General features: G+C 53.6%; 13 protein-coding genes. 8 read left to right on the top strand and 5 right to left on the bottom strand.

Annotation, left to right across the window (positions count from 1 at the left end; genetic code table 11):
• Positions 1 to 157: 157 nt before the first annotated feature.
• On the bottom strand, positions 158 to 3,442 hold the full coding sequence (locus DTHIO_RS12185) for a hybrid sensor histidine kinase/response regulator (RefSeq protein WP_008870576.1): 3,285 nt from the start codon (positions 3,440 to 3,442) through the stop codon (positions 158 to 160).
• 408 nt (positions 3,443 to 3,850) lie between these two features.
• On the opposite strand from DTHIO_RS12185, the gene DTHIO_RS19875 reads away from it, so the two are divergent.
• From DTHIO_RS19875 to DTHIO_RS12170, 3 genes are all read left to right on the top strand, one after another.
• Positions 3,851 to 4,192 carry a J domain-containing protein gene (locus DTHIO_RS19875; RefSeq protein WP_008870575.1) on the top strand — a complete coding sequence of 114 codons (342 nt, stop codon included), beginning with the start codon at positions 3,851 to 3,853 and terminating at the stop codon, positions 4,190 to 4,192.
• 16 nt (positions 4,193 to 4,208) lie between these two features.
• Positions 4,209 to 4,535, top strand: a complete 327-nt coding sequence (locus tag DTHIO_RS12175; protein WP_040418660.1) for an arsenic metallochaperone ArsD family protein — start codon at positions 4,209 to 4,211, stop codon at positions 4,533 to 4,535.
• 130 nt (positions 4,536 to 4,665) lie between these two features.
• Positions 4,666 to 4,863 (top strand): hypothetical protein, encoded by a 198-nt coding sequence (locus DTHIO_RS12170; RefSeq protein ID WP_008870573.1) that lies wholly within the window; start codon positions 4,666 to 4,668, stop codon positions 4,861 to 4,863.
• Between the two features lie 44 nt (positions 4,864 to 4,907).
• On the opposite strand, the gene DTHIO_RS12165 is transcribed toward DTHIO_RS12170, so the two are convergent.
• From DTHIO_RS12165 to sbtA, 3 genes are all read right to left on the bottom strand, one after another.
• Positions 4,908 to 5,732, bottom strand: coding sequence for a flagellin N-terminal helical domain-containing protein (locus tag DTHIO_RS12165; protein ID WP_008870572.1), 825 nt, complete (start codon positions 5,730 to 5,732; stop codon positions 4,908 to 4,910).
• 138 nt (positions 5,733 to 5,870) lie between these two features.
• Entirely contained in the window at positions 5,871 to 7,478 is a 1,608-nt protein-coding gene (gene sbtM / locus DTHIO_RS12160; RefSeq protein ID WP_008870571.1) for a thio(seleno)oxazole modification radical SAM maturase SbtM, read from the bottom strand.
• Positions 7,479 to 7,847: 369 nt separating this feature from the next.
• Entirely contained in the window at positions 7,848 to 8,048 is a 201-nt protein-coding gene (gene sbtA / locus DTHIO_RS12155; protein ID WP_008870570.1) for an SbtA family thio(seleno)oxazole RiPP natural product precursor, read from the bottom strand.
• A gap of 378 nt (positions 8,049 to 8,426) precedes the next feature.
• Here sbtA and DTHIO_RS22075 point away from each other — a divergent pair, with 378 nt between their 5' ends.
• From DTHIO_RS22075 to DTHIO_RS12130, 5 genes are all read left to right on the top strand, one after another.
• Positions 8,427 to 8,573, top strand: coding sequence for a hypothetical protein (locus DTHIO_RS22075; protein ID WP_208596413.1), 147 nt, complete (start codon positions 8,427 to 8,429; stop codon positions 8,571 to 8,573).
• Positions 8,574 to 8,842: 269 nt separating this feature from the next.
• Positions 8,843 to 9,973 (top strand): class II glutamine amidotransferase domain-containing protein, encoded by a 1,131-nt coding sequence (locus tag DTHIO_RS12145; RefSeq protein ID WP_008870569.1) that lies wholly within the window; start codon positions 8,843 to 8,845, stop codon positions 9,971 to 9,973.
• Entirely contained in the window at positions 9,937 to 11,574 is a 1,638-nt protein-coding gene (locus DTHIO_RS12140) for a glutamate synthase-related protein (protein WP_008870568.1), read from the top strand. The genes DTHIO_RS12145 and DTHIO_RS12140 overlap by 37 nt, the downstream gene beginning before the upstream one ends.
• Positions 11,575 to 11,590: 16 nt before the next feature.
• Entirely contained in the window at positions 11,591 to 13,960 is a 2,370-nt protein-coding gene (locus DTHIO_RS12135; protein ID WP_008870567.1) for an FAD-dependent oxidoreductase, read from the top strand.
• 79 nt (positions 13,961 to 14,039) lie between these two features.
• Complete coding sequence (locus DTHIO_RS12130; protein ID WP_008870566.1) at positions 14,040 to 15,329, top strand: ATP-binding protein; 1,290 nt, start codon at positions 14,040 to 14,042, stop codon at positions 15,327 to 15,329.
• Between the two features lie 126 nt (positions 15,330 to 15,455).
• On the opposite strand, the gene DTHIO_RS22070 is transcribed toward DTHIO_RS12130, so the two are convergent.
• A partial coding sequence (locus tag DTHIO_RS22070) for a hypothetical protein (protein ID WP_208596412.1) occupies positions 15,456 to 15,707 on the bottom strand: 252 nt, incomplete at its 5' end.

Here is a 15,707-nt window from a genome sequence, read left to right as displayed (position 1 = left end):
GCCATTATATTTTGGTGACAGACTCCGGAAGTACAAAAAAAGACAGGGGCAGTAGCCCCGAAACTTCTTGCACATATATCATCGATTTAGATTACGTCAATAGCGGAGCAGAAAAAATCGGGGAAAATATTTGATTTCGGCAGAACTGATAAACAACTCAGGCTGCTTTGCTGCTTAGAAAGCTGAATATGCTCTGCAGAAGCTTTTCCTTGTCCAGCTTGATCTGGTAGTCGTCTATGCCTACCTTCTTGCCCCGGGCCACGTCCTCCTCCCCGGCCAGGGAGGTCAGGGCCAGGACCGGCAGGTGATTAAAGCGGTCATCACTTTTTATATGTTCAGTAAGCTCAAAGCCGTCCATGTTGGGCATCTCCAGGTCCGTGACCACAAGCTGTACCTCGCCCGGGTTGTCCTGCATGTACTGCCAGGCCACTGCCCCGTCCTCGGCTGTGGCTACTTCATAGCCTTCATCCTGGATAAACTTTTTGACCTGACTGCGGAAAAAGTCCGAGTCCTCCACCAGGAGTATCTGAGTGCCCCCTTCCTGTTCCAGGGGCTGGACCTTTTCGCGGCTTTCAAACCACTGCGGGTTCAGGGTCTCCATAAATTCGTAGATATCAACGATCAGAGTGGTATAGCCGTCCAGCACTGCAGAACCGGAAATACCGTTTTGCTTCAGGGTGAAATCGTCTATCTCCACGCGCACTTCCCTGGCATCCACAGGCGGAGAGGCCAGAAGACCCACCTCGTGCCCGGCCATATAAAAGACAATCACCACCAGTTCGCCTTCCAGTTCCAGATGTTCCACGCTGGCGGCCTCATGCAGGGCAAAGACCGGTAAAACCCCGCCGCGGTACTGGATGACCTTTTTGCCCCCGGTGATTTCTATGTCCTCGGCCTTGATAAGCTCCACCCGGGCCACCAGGTCCAGGGGCACGGCGCAGTGTTCTCTGGGTCCGTTGTTGAACAGAAACAGGCTGTGCAGGTCCTTCTCCTTTTCGGTCTCCTGCTCCCGGGCCATTTCCTGGGCCTTTTCCGTGCCGGCCATGGAGGAAAGCTCGGCCAGCCTGGCCATGCCCACCACATCCAGGATCAGGGCCACATGACCGTCGCCCATGATGGTGGCCCCGGCATATCCGTCGCAGGCCTTGAGATGGCGGCCCAGGGGCTTGACCACGATTTCCACGGAGTCGTGCAGCTCATCCACCACCAGGCCGTACTTGAAGGTCCCGGAATAGACCACAACAATATTTATATCTTCCTCGCCGGAAATGGACCATTTGCTGGCTTCGATGACCTCTTTTTCCAGGCCGGCGTCCTCTGACCGGCTCTTCTCAGATGTCTGAGCGCTGGTTTCGGCCTTTTTATCCTGCCTGTCCTTTCTGGACCTGGCCTCTTCTATTGAGGTCACCCTGGCTTTGGACCGGGTGTTTTTCTGGTCCAGCCTGAGAATTTCATTGAGTCCCACCAGGGGGATAAGCTCTCCCCTTAATATGAGCACCTGGGCATCCCCCACCACCTCGATCTTTTCCTGCACCTGCTGGGCCGGGATCTGGATAAGCTCGTCCACGTTGATCTGGGGGATGGCAAAACGCTCCTGGCTCACGGAAATAAGCAGGCTGGGAATAATGGCCAGGGTCAGGGGCAGCTTGATCCGGATGGATGTCCCCTTGCCCTCCTCAGTGTCGATGTCCACCTGGCCGCCCAGGCGGTCCAGGTTGCTCTTGACCACGTCCATGCCCACACCGCGGCCGGAGACATCGGTGATCTGATCCGCGGTGGACAGGCCGGGCAAAAATATGAGCTGGGCCTTGTCCTTGTCGGACATGGTCCGGACCTGCTCTTCGGTAATGAGCCCCTTGTCCAGGGCCTTTTCCACGATCCTCTCCACCGGTATGCCCTTGCCGTCGTCGATAATCTCAATATTGACCTGGCCTGCAGCGTGAAAGGCCTTGAGTACTATCTTGCCCTGGGGCTTCTTGCCCTTGGCCACCCGCTCGTCGGGCTTTTCTATGGCGTGGTCCGCGGAATTGCGCACTAAGTGGGTCAGGGGGTCGGACAGACCCTCGATAATGGTCTTGTCCAGCTCCACCTCCTTGCCTTCCAGGTAGAGCTCAATGTCCTTGCCCAGGCTCTGGGACATGTCCCGCACCACCCTGGGAAACTTGTTGAAGACGTTGCTCACCGGCTGCATGCGGGTGAGCATGATGGCCTCCTGCAGCTCCGAGGTCACCAGGTCGATGCGCTGCCCGGCCAGGTTTATAGTCTGATCATCCTGGGTGGAAATGGCCTGCATGAGCTGATTGCGGCTTAAAACCAGCTCTCCAGCCAGGTTCATGAGGTTTTCCAGAAGGCCTACGTTGACCCGCAGGGAATCAGGCATGGACGAGGTCTGAGCCTGAGCAGCCTGCTTGTCCTGTGGCTTTTTATCCTTGTCCGGCTGGGTCTTTTGCGGCCTGGCCTGGCTTTTTTCTTTTTGTTCAGCTTGGGGTGGTGCTGGCTTTTCCTCCTGAGGATCTGGCGGTGGCGGGGCCTTTGTCTCCGGCTCAACTTCAGGCTCCCGGGCCTTGTCTTCCTCCTCATCCTCCTGGTAAACCTGTTCATGTTCAGGTTCTTTTTCAGGTTGGGGACTATTCTGTGCATCCAGGGTGCTGCTATCTGAAGGGGTGAATGTTTTTTCCCAGATTGTCTGCAGGTTTTCTTCGCCGGCATCACCAGGATGCTCCAGAACCTCGATGCTTAGCTCGCTGTCTTCATCCACAAAGATGAAAACATCATCTATTGCACCTCTGCCCATGTTTGAAGCAAGTAATATATCCCACCATACATAGCATTTTTCAGGGTCAATGGACTCCAGGTCAGGGATTTCTTCATGATGAGCTGCAACAAAGATGGGGCCGAGTTCTCTTAGTTCATCCACAAGCATCAGGGGGTCGGTTCCAGTGGCGAAGATGTCTCTTTCGGGCTTGAACCGGATATGATAAACTTCTGTTTCTCCCTGTGGGTCCTCTTCCTGGACATGCTGCGCCGGGTCTTCAGAGGATTTAGATCCCTGCTCCGGCAAAATTTCTTCGATGGATTTTAAAATCTGATCCAGGCTCTCCCGGCTTACGGTTTCGGGATGGTAAAGCAGGGCGTGGATCTTGTCCTTGGCCTGCAATGTCAGGTCCAGAAGTCTTTTTGAGACCTGCATTTTTCCGCTGCGGACAAGGTCGAAGGCATTTTCTATCTCATGGGTGAACTCGGACAGTTGGTCAAAGCCGAATATGGCCCCTGATCCCTTTATGGTGTGCAGCGCCCTGAAAGCACGGTTGATCAGTTCGGAATCATCCGGGTTCTCCTCCAGTTCCAGAAGGGTGGTTTCAAGTTCCGGCAGGATATCCCCGGCTTCTTCCCTGAAAGCCTGCTGCATTTGTTCATTTTCTTTTTGTTTGTTCTGGTTCATTTTTTTATCCGTGAGCCTGCATGGGGTGTTGAGGCGGGTTCCTGTATCCCGCCGGGCTGCCGTTTTTTTGCTTCTATTTTTAAGATGATAATCCGGGCGGGGTTAGCTGCTATCAAGCATGGAGACAGGACCAGCCTGAAGCATCCGGTGGTTTTATGTAAGGCTATCAGGCAAGATGTTTTAAGGCAACAAATTTATTGGCCCTGACACGGCCTGCCCGTAACAACCATGCAGGGGGCAGGTAACGGCCAGGGGGACAGTCCCCTGGCCTTATGGTATTAGTTACCACCGAGGACCCTCTGACATGGTTAAGCCTGCCTTAATCGGGGATTTGAATGGTGAGGTGTTTTATGTTGGAATTTTTTCTAAGTTTGACCTTTTCAAAATGTGTTGATAGCCATCACTATTATGCATGGAAACAGCAATCTGCTGGAAACCGCAGCAAGGATTCTCGGGGTAGAGGTGTGGGCTGCTGGCAGTGAAATACGCTACAGTTATTACCGTTTAATGAGCATGTATCATCCTGATAAAAATCCTGGGGATCCCGAGGCTCAGAGGCTTTCCGCCCTGATAAATGAGGCCAGGGACATACTGCTGGGCAAAGAAACCAGGGCCAGTCTGATAAAGGACCCTGTGCTTGTCTCGCAGTTTTTAAATACTCCCGTGGAGGAAGGCGAAGTCCTTAGTTATAATGAGTGGCTCAAAAGCAGGTTTTATGACATCAAGGGCTGTTCCATCTGGCCTGGTTGAGCCGGGGTGAGAGGTTGTGGCATTGGATAAACTGGAAATATATCTGCCGTATATGGCCTGTGCATGTACACCGGGCAGTCCGGCAGGGGATAGAAAGACTCAAAGGCTGCAGGACGCCCTGCTGGAGCTGCAGAATGATTTCAATGTCAGCTGCATGGTTTACGCCCTGAATATGCACCTGCAACAGTTCAGATCCAGGCCTGAACTGGCCGGAATCCTGCAGAACCAGGGCAAGAAAGGCTTGCCTGTAATTTTTATCAATGACAGGCTGTGTTTTCAGGGTGAATATCCTGACCGGGCTCAACTGGAAGAGGCCCTGAAAAAGTATGGTGATAATTTTTAAAGCCGTCAGGCCGGCAGCTCCGGATTGACAGTATAAATGTTTGTAAAGTAACAAAGATGTTCCTGTGTGGATGACTGTGCTTCAATTCTTTAAGGTGCTTATTTCTTTTTAATCAAGGGAGGATTATGGCATGAAAGAGCCCGCAACTCTCCAGGAAAAATGGGACGCCCTGCCCGAATGGGTGCGCAAGCTGGTGGGAAAATACAAGTATGAATGGGAAGACCTGCCCGACGAGGCCAGGCAGGCTTTCAGCTCGGAAGAAGGCCAGGCAAAGATTGAAAGGGCCTTCAGCGAATACTCCAAGGATGTCCACGGAGAATTCAGATAGATTCTGTCCGGGGAAGGGGCCTGGGGCTTTTTCCCCGGAAAACTTCAGGTCATCTGGTCAAATATTCTCCCTGAATACCTGAGCAGCAGGTTTACCAGTATTTCCTCCAGGGACATCTCAGGGGTCTGCTTCCTGGCCTCCACAGCCTCGTCCATTATGTCCGCCTGAGACTCCAGGCGGGAAGCCTGAAACTCCAGGCTGGATTTTCGTCCGCTGTAGATATCCTCGATGGTGGTCACGTCCCCGATAAGTTCGGATAATAGATCCAGTTGGCCCTCTCTGTCGGCTTCAGTCTCCAGATCAGTTCCCTCCAGTCCCTTCCAGTCTCTATCATCCAGGGGATAAAATTTGATAGTAGTAAGCCCGTCACGGCCCAGCAAAGATTTTATCTGCACCTTGCCGTCTTCGTCTATCAGACTGCTGCCTCCCCATTTTTCGCTGTCCAGCAGGTGCATGGTGTTGTACTGGGTATGACTGATTATGCTTTCAATTTTTTCCCGCATTTCATTGTAATCATCTGCAACCTCCTGCCTGTATTCCAGATCACCCTCGTCTATCTTTTGCGCCAGATCCTGCATTTGTTTCAAAGTATCCCTTATACTGTCCACCGCTTCCGAGGCGATGCCCATGATCTGGGCGGCCTCCTGTACATTGCGTGAATGCTGGCGGATGGCGGCGCTGTCTGAGCGCAGCCTGCCGGTGATGGCCTGGTCAAAGGGGCTGGTCAGAGGCTGTATCGGCTGCTCGCCGATCATCATGCGGCGCAGGTTGGCACCTACCTGCGAATCGCGGAAGTAGGCGCTCATGAGCATGTCCATCTGCACGTTGGGGGATAAAGACAGTATTTGAGCCAGATTGCTTAAGGCCATGTGCTGCTCCAGAAATAATGGTGGTATTCAAAAAAATATATCGGACGGAACAGCATTAATCTTTAGTGAAAACAGCTGAGAGCTAAACATTTGAGGCTGTAGAAAAAAGCAGAGATTCCGGCAGCCGCCCAGGACTTTCTATGCGGCCGGGGCGTTGGAGTAGAAGCAGTAGGGATCGCGGTCCTTGTGCGGGTCCAGTCCCAGGCTGTAAATGACCGCCTGGCATCCGCCGCAGGCAGGCAGCAGCCTGCAGTCTCTGCAGGCCTCGCTGCCGGCCCTGTATTTCCGGCCGGCCTCAGACTCATAGGATTGTATAAGCCCGTTTTGAAAGATATTTCCGAGAGGTGATGGAAATTTTCGGCAGGCATGCAGTTCGCCATCAGACAGCAGGGTGGCGAAATTAAAGCCTGCACCGCAGCCGAACCCTGTGCAGCCGCCAAAGGGCTTGTGCCCGTTTTCATCCCTGATGCTGTTGATGAGGTTGTCCTTGAGGCCCAGTACTGGATTATCCCGGGTTGCCCGAATGTATTCATGCAAAAAGGATTCGTATCCGGCGTAAGAGGGCATCAAGAGGGAAGCGCCCTCGCCCACGGCGGAAAGCCTGTTGAAGGTGAAAAGGTCGGTCATATCCCGCAGGTGCTCGCCCAGGGGCAGAACCTGGTCCATATTGTCCCTGGTCAGGGTCAGCATGACCTGGGAGGAGATGCCCAGTTCCCGGAGAAGGGGCAGAAATTCCATGATCCGGTCAAAGTATCCGGGCTGGCGGACGAAATCGTTGTGTTCCCGCAGACCTTCCAGGCTTACCTGGTACATGGACGGAGTCTGAATCTCCAGAAGTTGTTCCAGTCGCTGCCTGGATGCTGGATTGCCCAGGATATTCACCGGAAAGCCCCGTCTGACTGTTTCCAGGTAAAGCTGGTCAAAATGTGGATAAAGCAGGGGGTTGCCTCCGGTAAAGGTGACTTTGGCCCGGACATTGTTGTGGGTGCAGAATTTCTCCAGTTCATCCAGGACATAATATGCGCTTTCCAGGGACATGGGGCTGCGGGAGGAGCGGTCGTAGCAGTGCTTGCAGTTCAGATCGCAGACCTGGGTTATGTGCCATTGCAGGGTAAACACCCTGGGGTGCATAAAGCGTTCGAAAGATTTGTCATGGGGCTGAAATATTGCCGGGTCCCTGCCAAGCCGGGTGCGCGGTGCCAGGATCAGGCCTCTGGATGCGGACTGGTCCACTGCCCGGTGCAGTTCTGCCAGATTGACTTTATACTCCAGGGCGGTGCTGCCCATGGGCTGATCTTCACTGACTATCTTCAGTGCTGTCAGAGTCCGGTGGTCTGCTGGTTGAGCTCTGGAGCAGCCGCTGGCCGGATCGAACCAGACAAGCATAAGCTCCGGCTGTGAGGCAGGCTGGATCTTTGGATCACCGGCCCTCTCCAGGGCCTTGTCCAGTCCTTTCCAATGCAGTTCCAGCATTTTCAGGGAGGGGTTGATCATTTTCTGGTGGACACTGGAAGGTACCTGGTCCGCAAGCTGAAGGCAGCTGTATAGGGCTGTTTCCAGCTCAGCCAGTTCCGCCAGGTATTCTGGAAGCTCCAGTTTGTGAGACAGGGATGAAATCATTGCCGGGAATTTTTCCGGGCCAGGCTTCGTGTCCATTCTGGCGACCAGAGCGGACCAGGCCTGCCGGGTGACAAGACTTTTACATGCCGGGAATATATTTTCCAGATTTGTTTCATTTGGTTGCATGACAGCTCGTGCTCAGGGGATAGAAGATTATTGGCTGGAGTATGAATCAGTATTGTGGCGAACAGTTACAGTTTTTTCAGGCAAAGTTCAATACCTGCGCCGACAACCTGCCGGCGCAGGAAGTTAGATAGTTTCCATCCGGAAATTCTTTATTTCCGGATGCTGAAACTGATGGTTTTCTTTCCGGAAACGAGGAGTTTTTTCTTTTGGCAAGGAAATCAAGCAATTATGAGGAGGCGTATCTTAATACGTTGACGAATAATTGTGCAGATTGACGCCGCCAAAAGGAACAAGAACCGTTTCCGGATGAAAACTAGATAAAGGACGCGACCTGCGTCCAGGACAGCCTTATCAGCTGCCGTTTCCTTCTCAGGCCCCGTTTCCATCGGGTTCATCATCAATGTCGTCGTCGTTGTCGTCACCATTGTTGGTGTCTGTTGCGGCTCCGTTGGTGGAGCATCCGCTCTGTCCCATGCCGAATGCAGGTCCCGGAGCGGCAAATCCTCCGCCTGTGAGCAGGGCGGCCAGGCACAGGCTGGTCAGGTATGTTTTTGCATCTTTTGCGTCCATTTTGTCCTCCAGAAAGTTTTAAAATGGTCAAGGCCTATACTTCCCTGTTTTTCAGGCTTTCGCAGGTCGCTCCGGAAAGCTTCCCCGAAAGCCGGTAATCATATGCACATAGCTGCCTCCCTTGTTTTTTAGTTTTGTTCTGTCTGGCCGTCTGAATACATTAATCAGGCAGCCATAACTTTAGTCAAACAAAAAAAGAAGTAATGAGGGTGATAATCTCAGGATATATTTGACTACGGCCTGGTCGTTGTCAAGAATAATTTTCATTAGCACTTATATCAGGAGATAAGAATTTCAGGCTGTGCTGTTTTGTTTTTTTTGCAAAAAAGTAAATTTATCGTGAAGGGTTGTCCGGTCCTGAAGGCTAAAACAGTGGATATGTATTTGAAACAGCCAGGAACGGTATCCAGGCTTTTTTCACATCCCTGCGCGGAAAATGCAGTCTGTCCAGGACAGTTCAAGGTAATGGTTACATTTCAGGCAGGCATGGTCACGGCTCAGATTGTGGCCCAGGTATTATGCTGATGCCTTGAAAGCATGCCTGAGGTGGTAATAAATTTTGGCCAGAGTTTCTATTACAATCTTGACAAATTATTTTTAAAGATGTCTACTTTTCTGTAGGCCTGCCAGCAAGGTGTTTCCCGCCCAAAACATGTCTGAGACCCGGCCTCCGGGGATCGGCATCCGTTAAAGGCTCTTTGCCGGTGCGCATGGCTGACTGTATACGGCCTGGTCAGGCCGGGAAGCAGTTGCTGCAACTGTTCCTGTTACCTTCAACCCGAGAGTAAATTAAAATGTGCCGCTTGTTTTCCCTTACCAGCACCTCCTGTGTTTCGCCCATGAAGGCCATTGAGGCCCTGGACATGATGAAGGAGGGCCACGACGGTTCAGGAGTAGGGCTTTTTCTCAGTTCCTTAGAAGGCCCTTTCAGCAGGTATAAAGGACTGCCTATTCTGTCCGGGATTTTTACCCGCAACGGCTTTAAACGCATGGAGGAATACATGGCAGAACTGGGGTTTATTCCCCGGTTTCAGCTCACCCTGGACACCACAGGCAATCCTCCCCCGGGTACTCCCAGACGCGAGATATATCTCATACAGGTCTTTGATCCGCCGGAAGAATTTAAAAGCCTGGAGCCTGTTTTACAAGAACGTAAATTGACCGAGACCCGTCTGAATCTCAGGCATATGGGCCAGGAAAAGGAGGACATGGTGGTCTTCAGCTTCTGGCCGGATGTCATTACCATCAAGGAAGTGGGTGATCCTCTGGAGACCGGTCAGTACCTGGGCCTGGACCGGGAAGAGCTCTGTGCCCGTCAGATTCTGGCCCAGGGCAGGCAGAACACCAATTACGGCATCAACCTGTATGCCTGTCACCCGTTTTTTATCCAGGGCGTTTCCAGTATGACCAACGGCGAGAACACCGCATTTGTACCCATTAAAGAATACCTTAGCACCCAGGGTGTTGTGGGCTACGAGGGTTACCAGTCGGATTCCGAGGTCTTTACCCATATCCTGCACTTTACCCTGAAGGAAATGGGCCTGGGTATCGAAGCCTACAAGCACGTCATTACGCCCCTGCAGGGCAGCGACCTGGAAGCTCATCCGGACCGGGAGTTTCTGCAGAGGTTAAAGCAGGCCTGCAGACGTCTGATTATCGACGGCCCCAACTGTGTCATCGGATGCCTGCCGGATAAAACCATGTTTATGGTTCAGGACCGCAAGAAGCTCCGCCCGGGCATAGTGGGCGGCAGGCCCGGGCTTTATGCCTTTTCATCAGAGGCCTGCGGCCTGGACGCAGTAATACCGGACCGGGACAAGTCCCTGGATTTTCAACCCATGCACTTAGATACAGCCATAGTCTCCCCTGAATGCAAGGAGGTCAGGATATGCCGGCAGACGCAGCCATTACCCCTTCAACATTAAGCCAGCGCGATCTTCCATGGCAGATACACTGGGACGTGCATACCTGCACCCTTTGCGGGCGCTGTACCGCGGTATGTCCGGTCAATGCCATTGAACTGGGGACTTTTCGCAAAAGAAATATAGTGGTGCCCTTTGTGGGAGGTCAGGAAAAGCCCGCTTCCAACTTCGGAGTCTACCACGGTATCCGGCAGAGGACTGATCCGGGATATGCCTGCATCGGATGCTCCATGTGCAACCTGGTCTGCCCCAACAATTCCATTTCGGCCATAAAGTCCGAGTCCACGGATATGCTCAGGTTTCACCGGGACCGTGGAGGGCAGCCCAGGACCAGGGGCGGCCGGCGCAATCACGGGGACAGTGTCCTGGATCAGATGAAATTCATGCGCATATCCATGCTCACAGACCCGGCCCTGGATGCCGGCCGTCATGAATTTGAGCTGCGTACCCTGATAGGCAGGGTGCTGCCCCCGGCCAAAGCCCTTGCAAGCTGGAAGGAAAACGGCTGGACCCCTCCGGTGCGGGAAATTCATCCTTTGATGATAGGCAGCATGAGTTTCGGAGCCCTGTCTCCCAATATGTGGGAAGGCCTGCAGATGGGGGTGGCCTACCTCAATGAAGAACTGGGCATGCCCGTGCGCATCTGTACCGGGGAGGGGGGATGTCCCCCAAGGCTTCTTCGCTCCAGGTTTCTCAAATACGTAATCCTGCAGATCGCCAGCGGCTATTTTGGATGGGACGAGATAATCCATGCCCTGCCGGAAATGAAGGAGGACCCCTGCGCCGTTGAGATCAAGTACGGCCAGGGAGCCAAGCCCGGGGACGGAGGCCTTTTGCAGTGGCACAAGGTCAACAAACTCATAGCCGCCATTCGCGGCGTACCTCCGGGGGTGAGCCTGCCCAGTCCCCCCACGCACCAGACCAAGTATTCCATCGAGGAAGCCGTGGCCAAGATGATCCAGTCCATGAGCATGGCCTGGGGATTCAGGGTTCCGGTTTATCCCAAGATTTCGGCATCCAGCACTTCCCTGGCGGTGCTGAATAATCTCACCCGCAATCCTTATGCCTCAGGACTGGCCATTGACGGGGAAGACGGAGGTACAGGCGCGGCCTACAATGTTTCCATGGATCACATGGGCCATCCCATAGCCTCCAACCTGCGGGACTGTTACCTGAATCTGGTCAAACTGGGCCAGCAGAACGAACTGCCCCTGATAGCCGGGGGTGGGGCCGGTAAAAACGGCAACCTGGCCGCCAATGCCGCAGCACTGATTATGCTGGGTGCAAGCGCGGTGCAGATAGGCAAGTACATTATGCAGGCCGGGGCAGGATGTCTGGGAACCGAGGGGGATCGCTGCAACATCTGCAATATCGGCCGGTGTCCCAAGGGCATCACCTCACAGGATCCAAGGCTGTATCGCCGCCTGGACCCGGAAAAGGTGGCTGAGCGGGTGGTGGATGTTTACGTGGGCTTTGATACCGAGATTAAAAAGATACTGGCACCCCTGGGCCGCTCCACCTCTCTGCCCATAGGCATGTCCGACGCCCTGGGTATTGCGGACTGGGCGGTGGCGGACAGGCTGGCCATCAAGTATGCAGTGTAATTGTCAGGAGAAAAAGATGCAGGAAGCGGAAACCATAAGGCTCAAGGGCCGGGATGATTCCGGCAGGGTGTCTTCGCGGGTGCTGGAGGAGAGAATCCAGGAGGCAGTCAGGCAGGGGGCGTCAACCATAGAAATTGAGGCCTTTGGCCAGCATGGTCTCGGGGGCAGGATATTCAAACCCGGCGGTGAAAATACCAGGGTATTGATTACCGGGTCATCCGGTCAGCGGGCTGGTTCCATGGGTTTTTCGGGTACGGAAATCCAGATAATGGGGCCGGCCTCGGATGATATCGGTTGGCTGAATGCCGGGGCGGATATCGTGGTGCACGGTCACGCCACCAACGGGACCTGCAATGCCATGGCCCAGGGCCGGGTGTTTGTTGCCGGCAATATCGGTTCCAGGGGCATGACCATGACCAAGTTCAACCCCAGGTTTGAGCCCCCGGAGCTCTGGGTGCTGGGTTCCGCCGGGGACTATTTTGCCGAGTTCATGGCCGGGGGAGTGGCCGTCATCTGCGGGCATAATCCTCAGGACCCGGCCAGTGTCCTGGGGTATCGTCCCTGCGTAGGGATGGTCGGGGGCAAGATATTCTTTAGAGGTCCCGTTGAGGGCTACAGCCAGGCCGATGCCAGGCTGGAGCCCATTTCTGATGAAATGTGGGAGTGGTTTGCCGCGAGTCTGCGCATTTTTCTGCAAAAAATCAACAGGGAAAGCCTGTATGACAAGCTTTGTGTGCGTCAGGACTGGCAGTGCCTGGTGGCCCGGACTCCCATGGAAAAGGTCGGTGCCAGGAGGCGTTCCATGGCACAGTTCCGTGCTCAGATCTGGGATGAAGAGCTGGGCAGGGGAGGTCTCATTGGAGACCTGACAGATCTGGACCGCAGCCAGATTCCTCTTATTACCACCGGGGACCTGCGCCGCTACGTTCCTGTATGGGAACACAGAAAGTACATGGCCCCCTGTCAGTGGGCCTGTCCCACAGGCATGCCCGTTCAGGAGCGCTGGAGGCTCATCCGGGAGGGCAAGGTGGACGAGGCCGTAGACGTAGCCCTGGCCTTTACTCCTTTTCCGGCGTCAATCTGCGGGTATCTGTGCCCCAACCTGTGCATGCAGGGCTGCACCAAGACCACAAGCAATCTGCAGCCGGTGGATATCACCTGCCTGGGCAGGGAGGGCACCAGGTCCAGGGTGCCGGATCTGCCTGATCTGAGCGGTTCCAGGGTGGCCGTAATCGGCGGAGGGGCTGCAGGCATATCCGTTGCCTGGCAATTGCGCCTCAAGGGCCACGATGCAGTGATATTCGATCTGGAAAAGGTCCTGGGGGGCAAAATGTCCACCGCCATTCCGGAAAACCGCATTCCAGCAGAAATCCTGGATGCAGAGCTGGAGAGGGTGCGCAAGGTCCTGGCGCATGTGCATCTGCAGCAAAAGCTCACCAGAAGCGAATTTGAACAGCTTAAATCCGATTTTGATTACGTAGTTGTGGCGGTGGGGGCCAGAACACCCAGGACCATCCCCATTCCGGGTTCCGACAGAATTATCCCGGCTTTGACCTTTCTTAAAAATGCCAGGCAGGGGACCCAGGAAGTAGGGGAGAGACTGGTGATAATCGGTGCGGGCAATGTCGGATGCGACGTGGCCACCGAGGCCCACCGGCTGGGAGCCCGGGAAATTACCCTGATAGACATCCAGGAGCCGGCTTCTTTCGGCAAGGAGCGCCGGGAGGCCGAACACGCAGGGGCCAAGTTCAGGTATCCCTGCTTCACCAAAGAGGTGACTGCGCAAGGGGTGGTTTTGACCTCCGGGGAAGTCATACCGGCAGATACTGTGGTCATTTCCATAGGGGATATGCCGGACCTTGAGTTCCTGCCGGAATCCATAAGCACCAGGCAGGGGTTTGTACTGGTTGACGAGGAAAACCGCACCTCTGACCCGCAGGTATTTGCCATCGGCGATATTGTAAAGCCCGGCCTTTTAACCGATGCCATCGGGGCCGGGCGCAAGGCTGCTCAAACCATTGATGCCCTGCTAACGGGCAAACGCCCGGACCAGGGCAAGTCATGGCTGGAAAGATTTGATGTGGAATACAGCGAGAGTTCGGAGCGCATCGATTATTCCCGCATGACCCAGGAATACTATGACCCAAGAATTACACAGTTTGAAGGCCTGAACGGCTGTGCAGAGCAGTGCTCGTCATGTGGATCGTGCATGGATTGCGGGCTTTGTGATGCGGTCTGTCCCACCGGGGCCATTGAGCGGACTGATCTGCCCCAGGGAAAATTTCAGCGGGCAGCGGATCCGGAAAAATGCATCGGATGCGGTTTCTGCGGCAAATGCTGCCCCTGCGGTATCTGGGACCTGGTGGAGAATTTTCCCATGGGGTGAGGTTTATTTTCATCGTTATTGCAAATGAGCAGGCTTTATTTGCATTGACAGCCTGAGTTTTCAGGGTTATTGATATGCTATGGATGAACATACCTACAGGGTCCTTCTTGGGCTTAATCCCTGGATCCGGGACGCTTCAGCATGGCCGGGCTGTGCCGGCAAATATATTCCAACCGATTATATCCCCCGCAGCAAAAAGATAAATCCGGTTGAGGACCGGGTATGCCTGCTCACCGGCCCCAGGCAGGCCGGTAAATCCACACTGATCTGGAAAACCATCCAGGAGGACTCCAAGCCCTGGATGTACATAAATTGTGAAGAACAGAGCCTCAAAGAACTTTGTTCTTCGCCAGCCCTGTTTTTCCAGGAAATGGAGCACCTGGCCTCTCAGGCCCGGGGTTGGTTTTTCGATGAAATCCAGCACTTGCAGGAAGCCGGACTGTTTTTAAAAGGTCTTGCAGATTTGAGAACCAGAAAGGCCATCATTGCAACCGGTTCTTCGAGTTTTCATCTGCATGCCCGGACCAGGGAGTCCCTGGCCGGCAGGGCCGAGCGTCACCTGCTTCTGCCTTTAAGCCTGTCGGAAGTTTTGCCTGGCCATGTTCCTGAAACTGTTCGCCTCATGGAGGGCAAAAGTTTATGGGAAAAACTCCTTGTCTGGGGAGGATATCCGGAAGTCTTTCGCAGTACTGAGCGGGAAAGCGTGCTGGCCCGCCTCGTGGAGGCTTTTGTCCTGCGGGATGCATCGGATATTTACAGAATACGCAATCCAGAGGCGTTCAGAAAGCTTCTGGGTCTGGCAGCATCCATGAGCGGCAACTCGGTGAACTATTCCAACCTGGCGGATTCCCTGGGAGTCAGTGTAAATACAGTAAGTCAGTATCTGAATATCCTGGAAGAAAACCATATAATCAGACTGCTTCCACCTTATATTGGAGGCAAGCGAGCCGAAATCACTTCCAGACCCAAGATTTTTTTTCTGGACAACGGATTGCGTAATTTTTTGTTCGGGGGCTTTCAGTCCCTGCACAACAGGTCTGATGCCGGAGCAGTCATGGAAAACATGGTTTTTTGCGAGTTGTCCAAGTACATGCATCCTATTCTGGACGGGCTCAATTTCTGGAGAAGTTCTTCAGGTGCAGAAGTTGATTTTGTTCTGCAAAAAGGGCAGAAGATCATTGCAGTTGAGGTCAAGTCTTCAAATATAAAAAAGCCAAAGATTAGCCGTTCACTGCGAAGCTTTATCCAGGCCTACAGACCGGATCAGGTTCTGGTGGTCAACCAGGGGCTTACACATTCAACCAGGGTGGACGGGGTAAATGTAAGTTTTCTGGTTCCGCCTGAATTTCCCCTGGTTTTAAGCGGTTAACTTCGTTTTAAATGTGACTGCGCATCGCCTGCTTCCCAGTGCCCGGCGAGGACAACATAATCTTGACCCGTCTTTACGCGGTCGCCCGAAAAAAATAAAAACTCCGATTAGTTAAGCGTTTTACGCTCAAAATGTTGTTTCATTTTCAAAGAAAGCCAAGAAGTTTTGCCCACGGAACACACGGAAGGACACGGAAGCTTTTTTTTTCTTATTGCTCCCACGCTCTGCGTGGGAGCGTATCTGGATCCAGCACTCACTTTTGGCAATGGAGAAATACCAGAAATAAATAGTATTCAAAAGTGAGTGCTGGATCATTGGTGGACGCGGAGCGTCCGGAAGATGTTCCCACGCAGAGCTTGGAAACAATAAAGGAATGAT

The organism is Desulfonatronospira thiodismutans ASO3-1 (genome assembly GCF_000174435.1).
GTDB lineage: Bacteria > Desulfobacterota > Desulfovibrionia > Desulfovibrionales > Desulfonatronovibrionaceae > Desulfonatronospira > Desulfonatronospira thiodismutans.
Note: the sequence above shows the minus strand (reverse complement) of the source record. Positions and strands in the feature narration are given on the sequence as shown.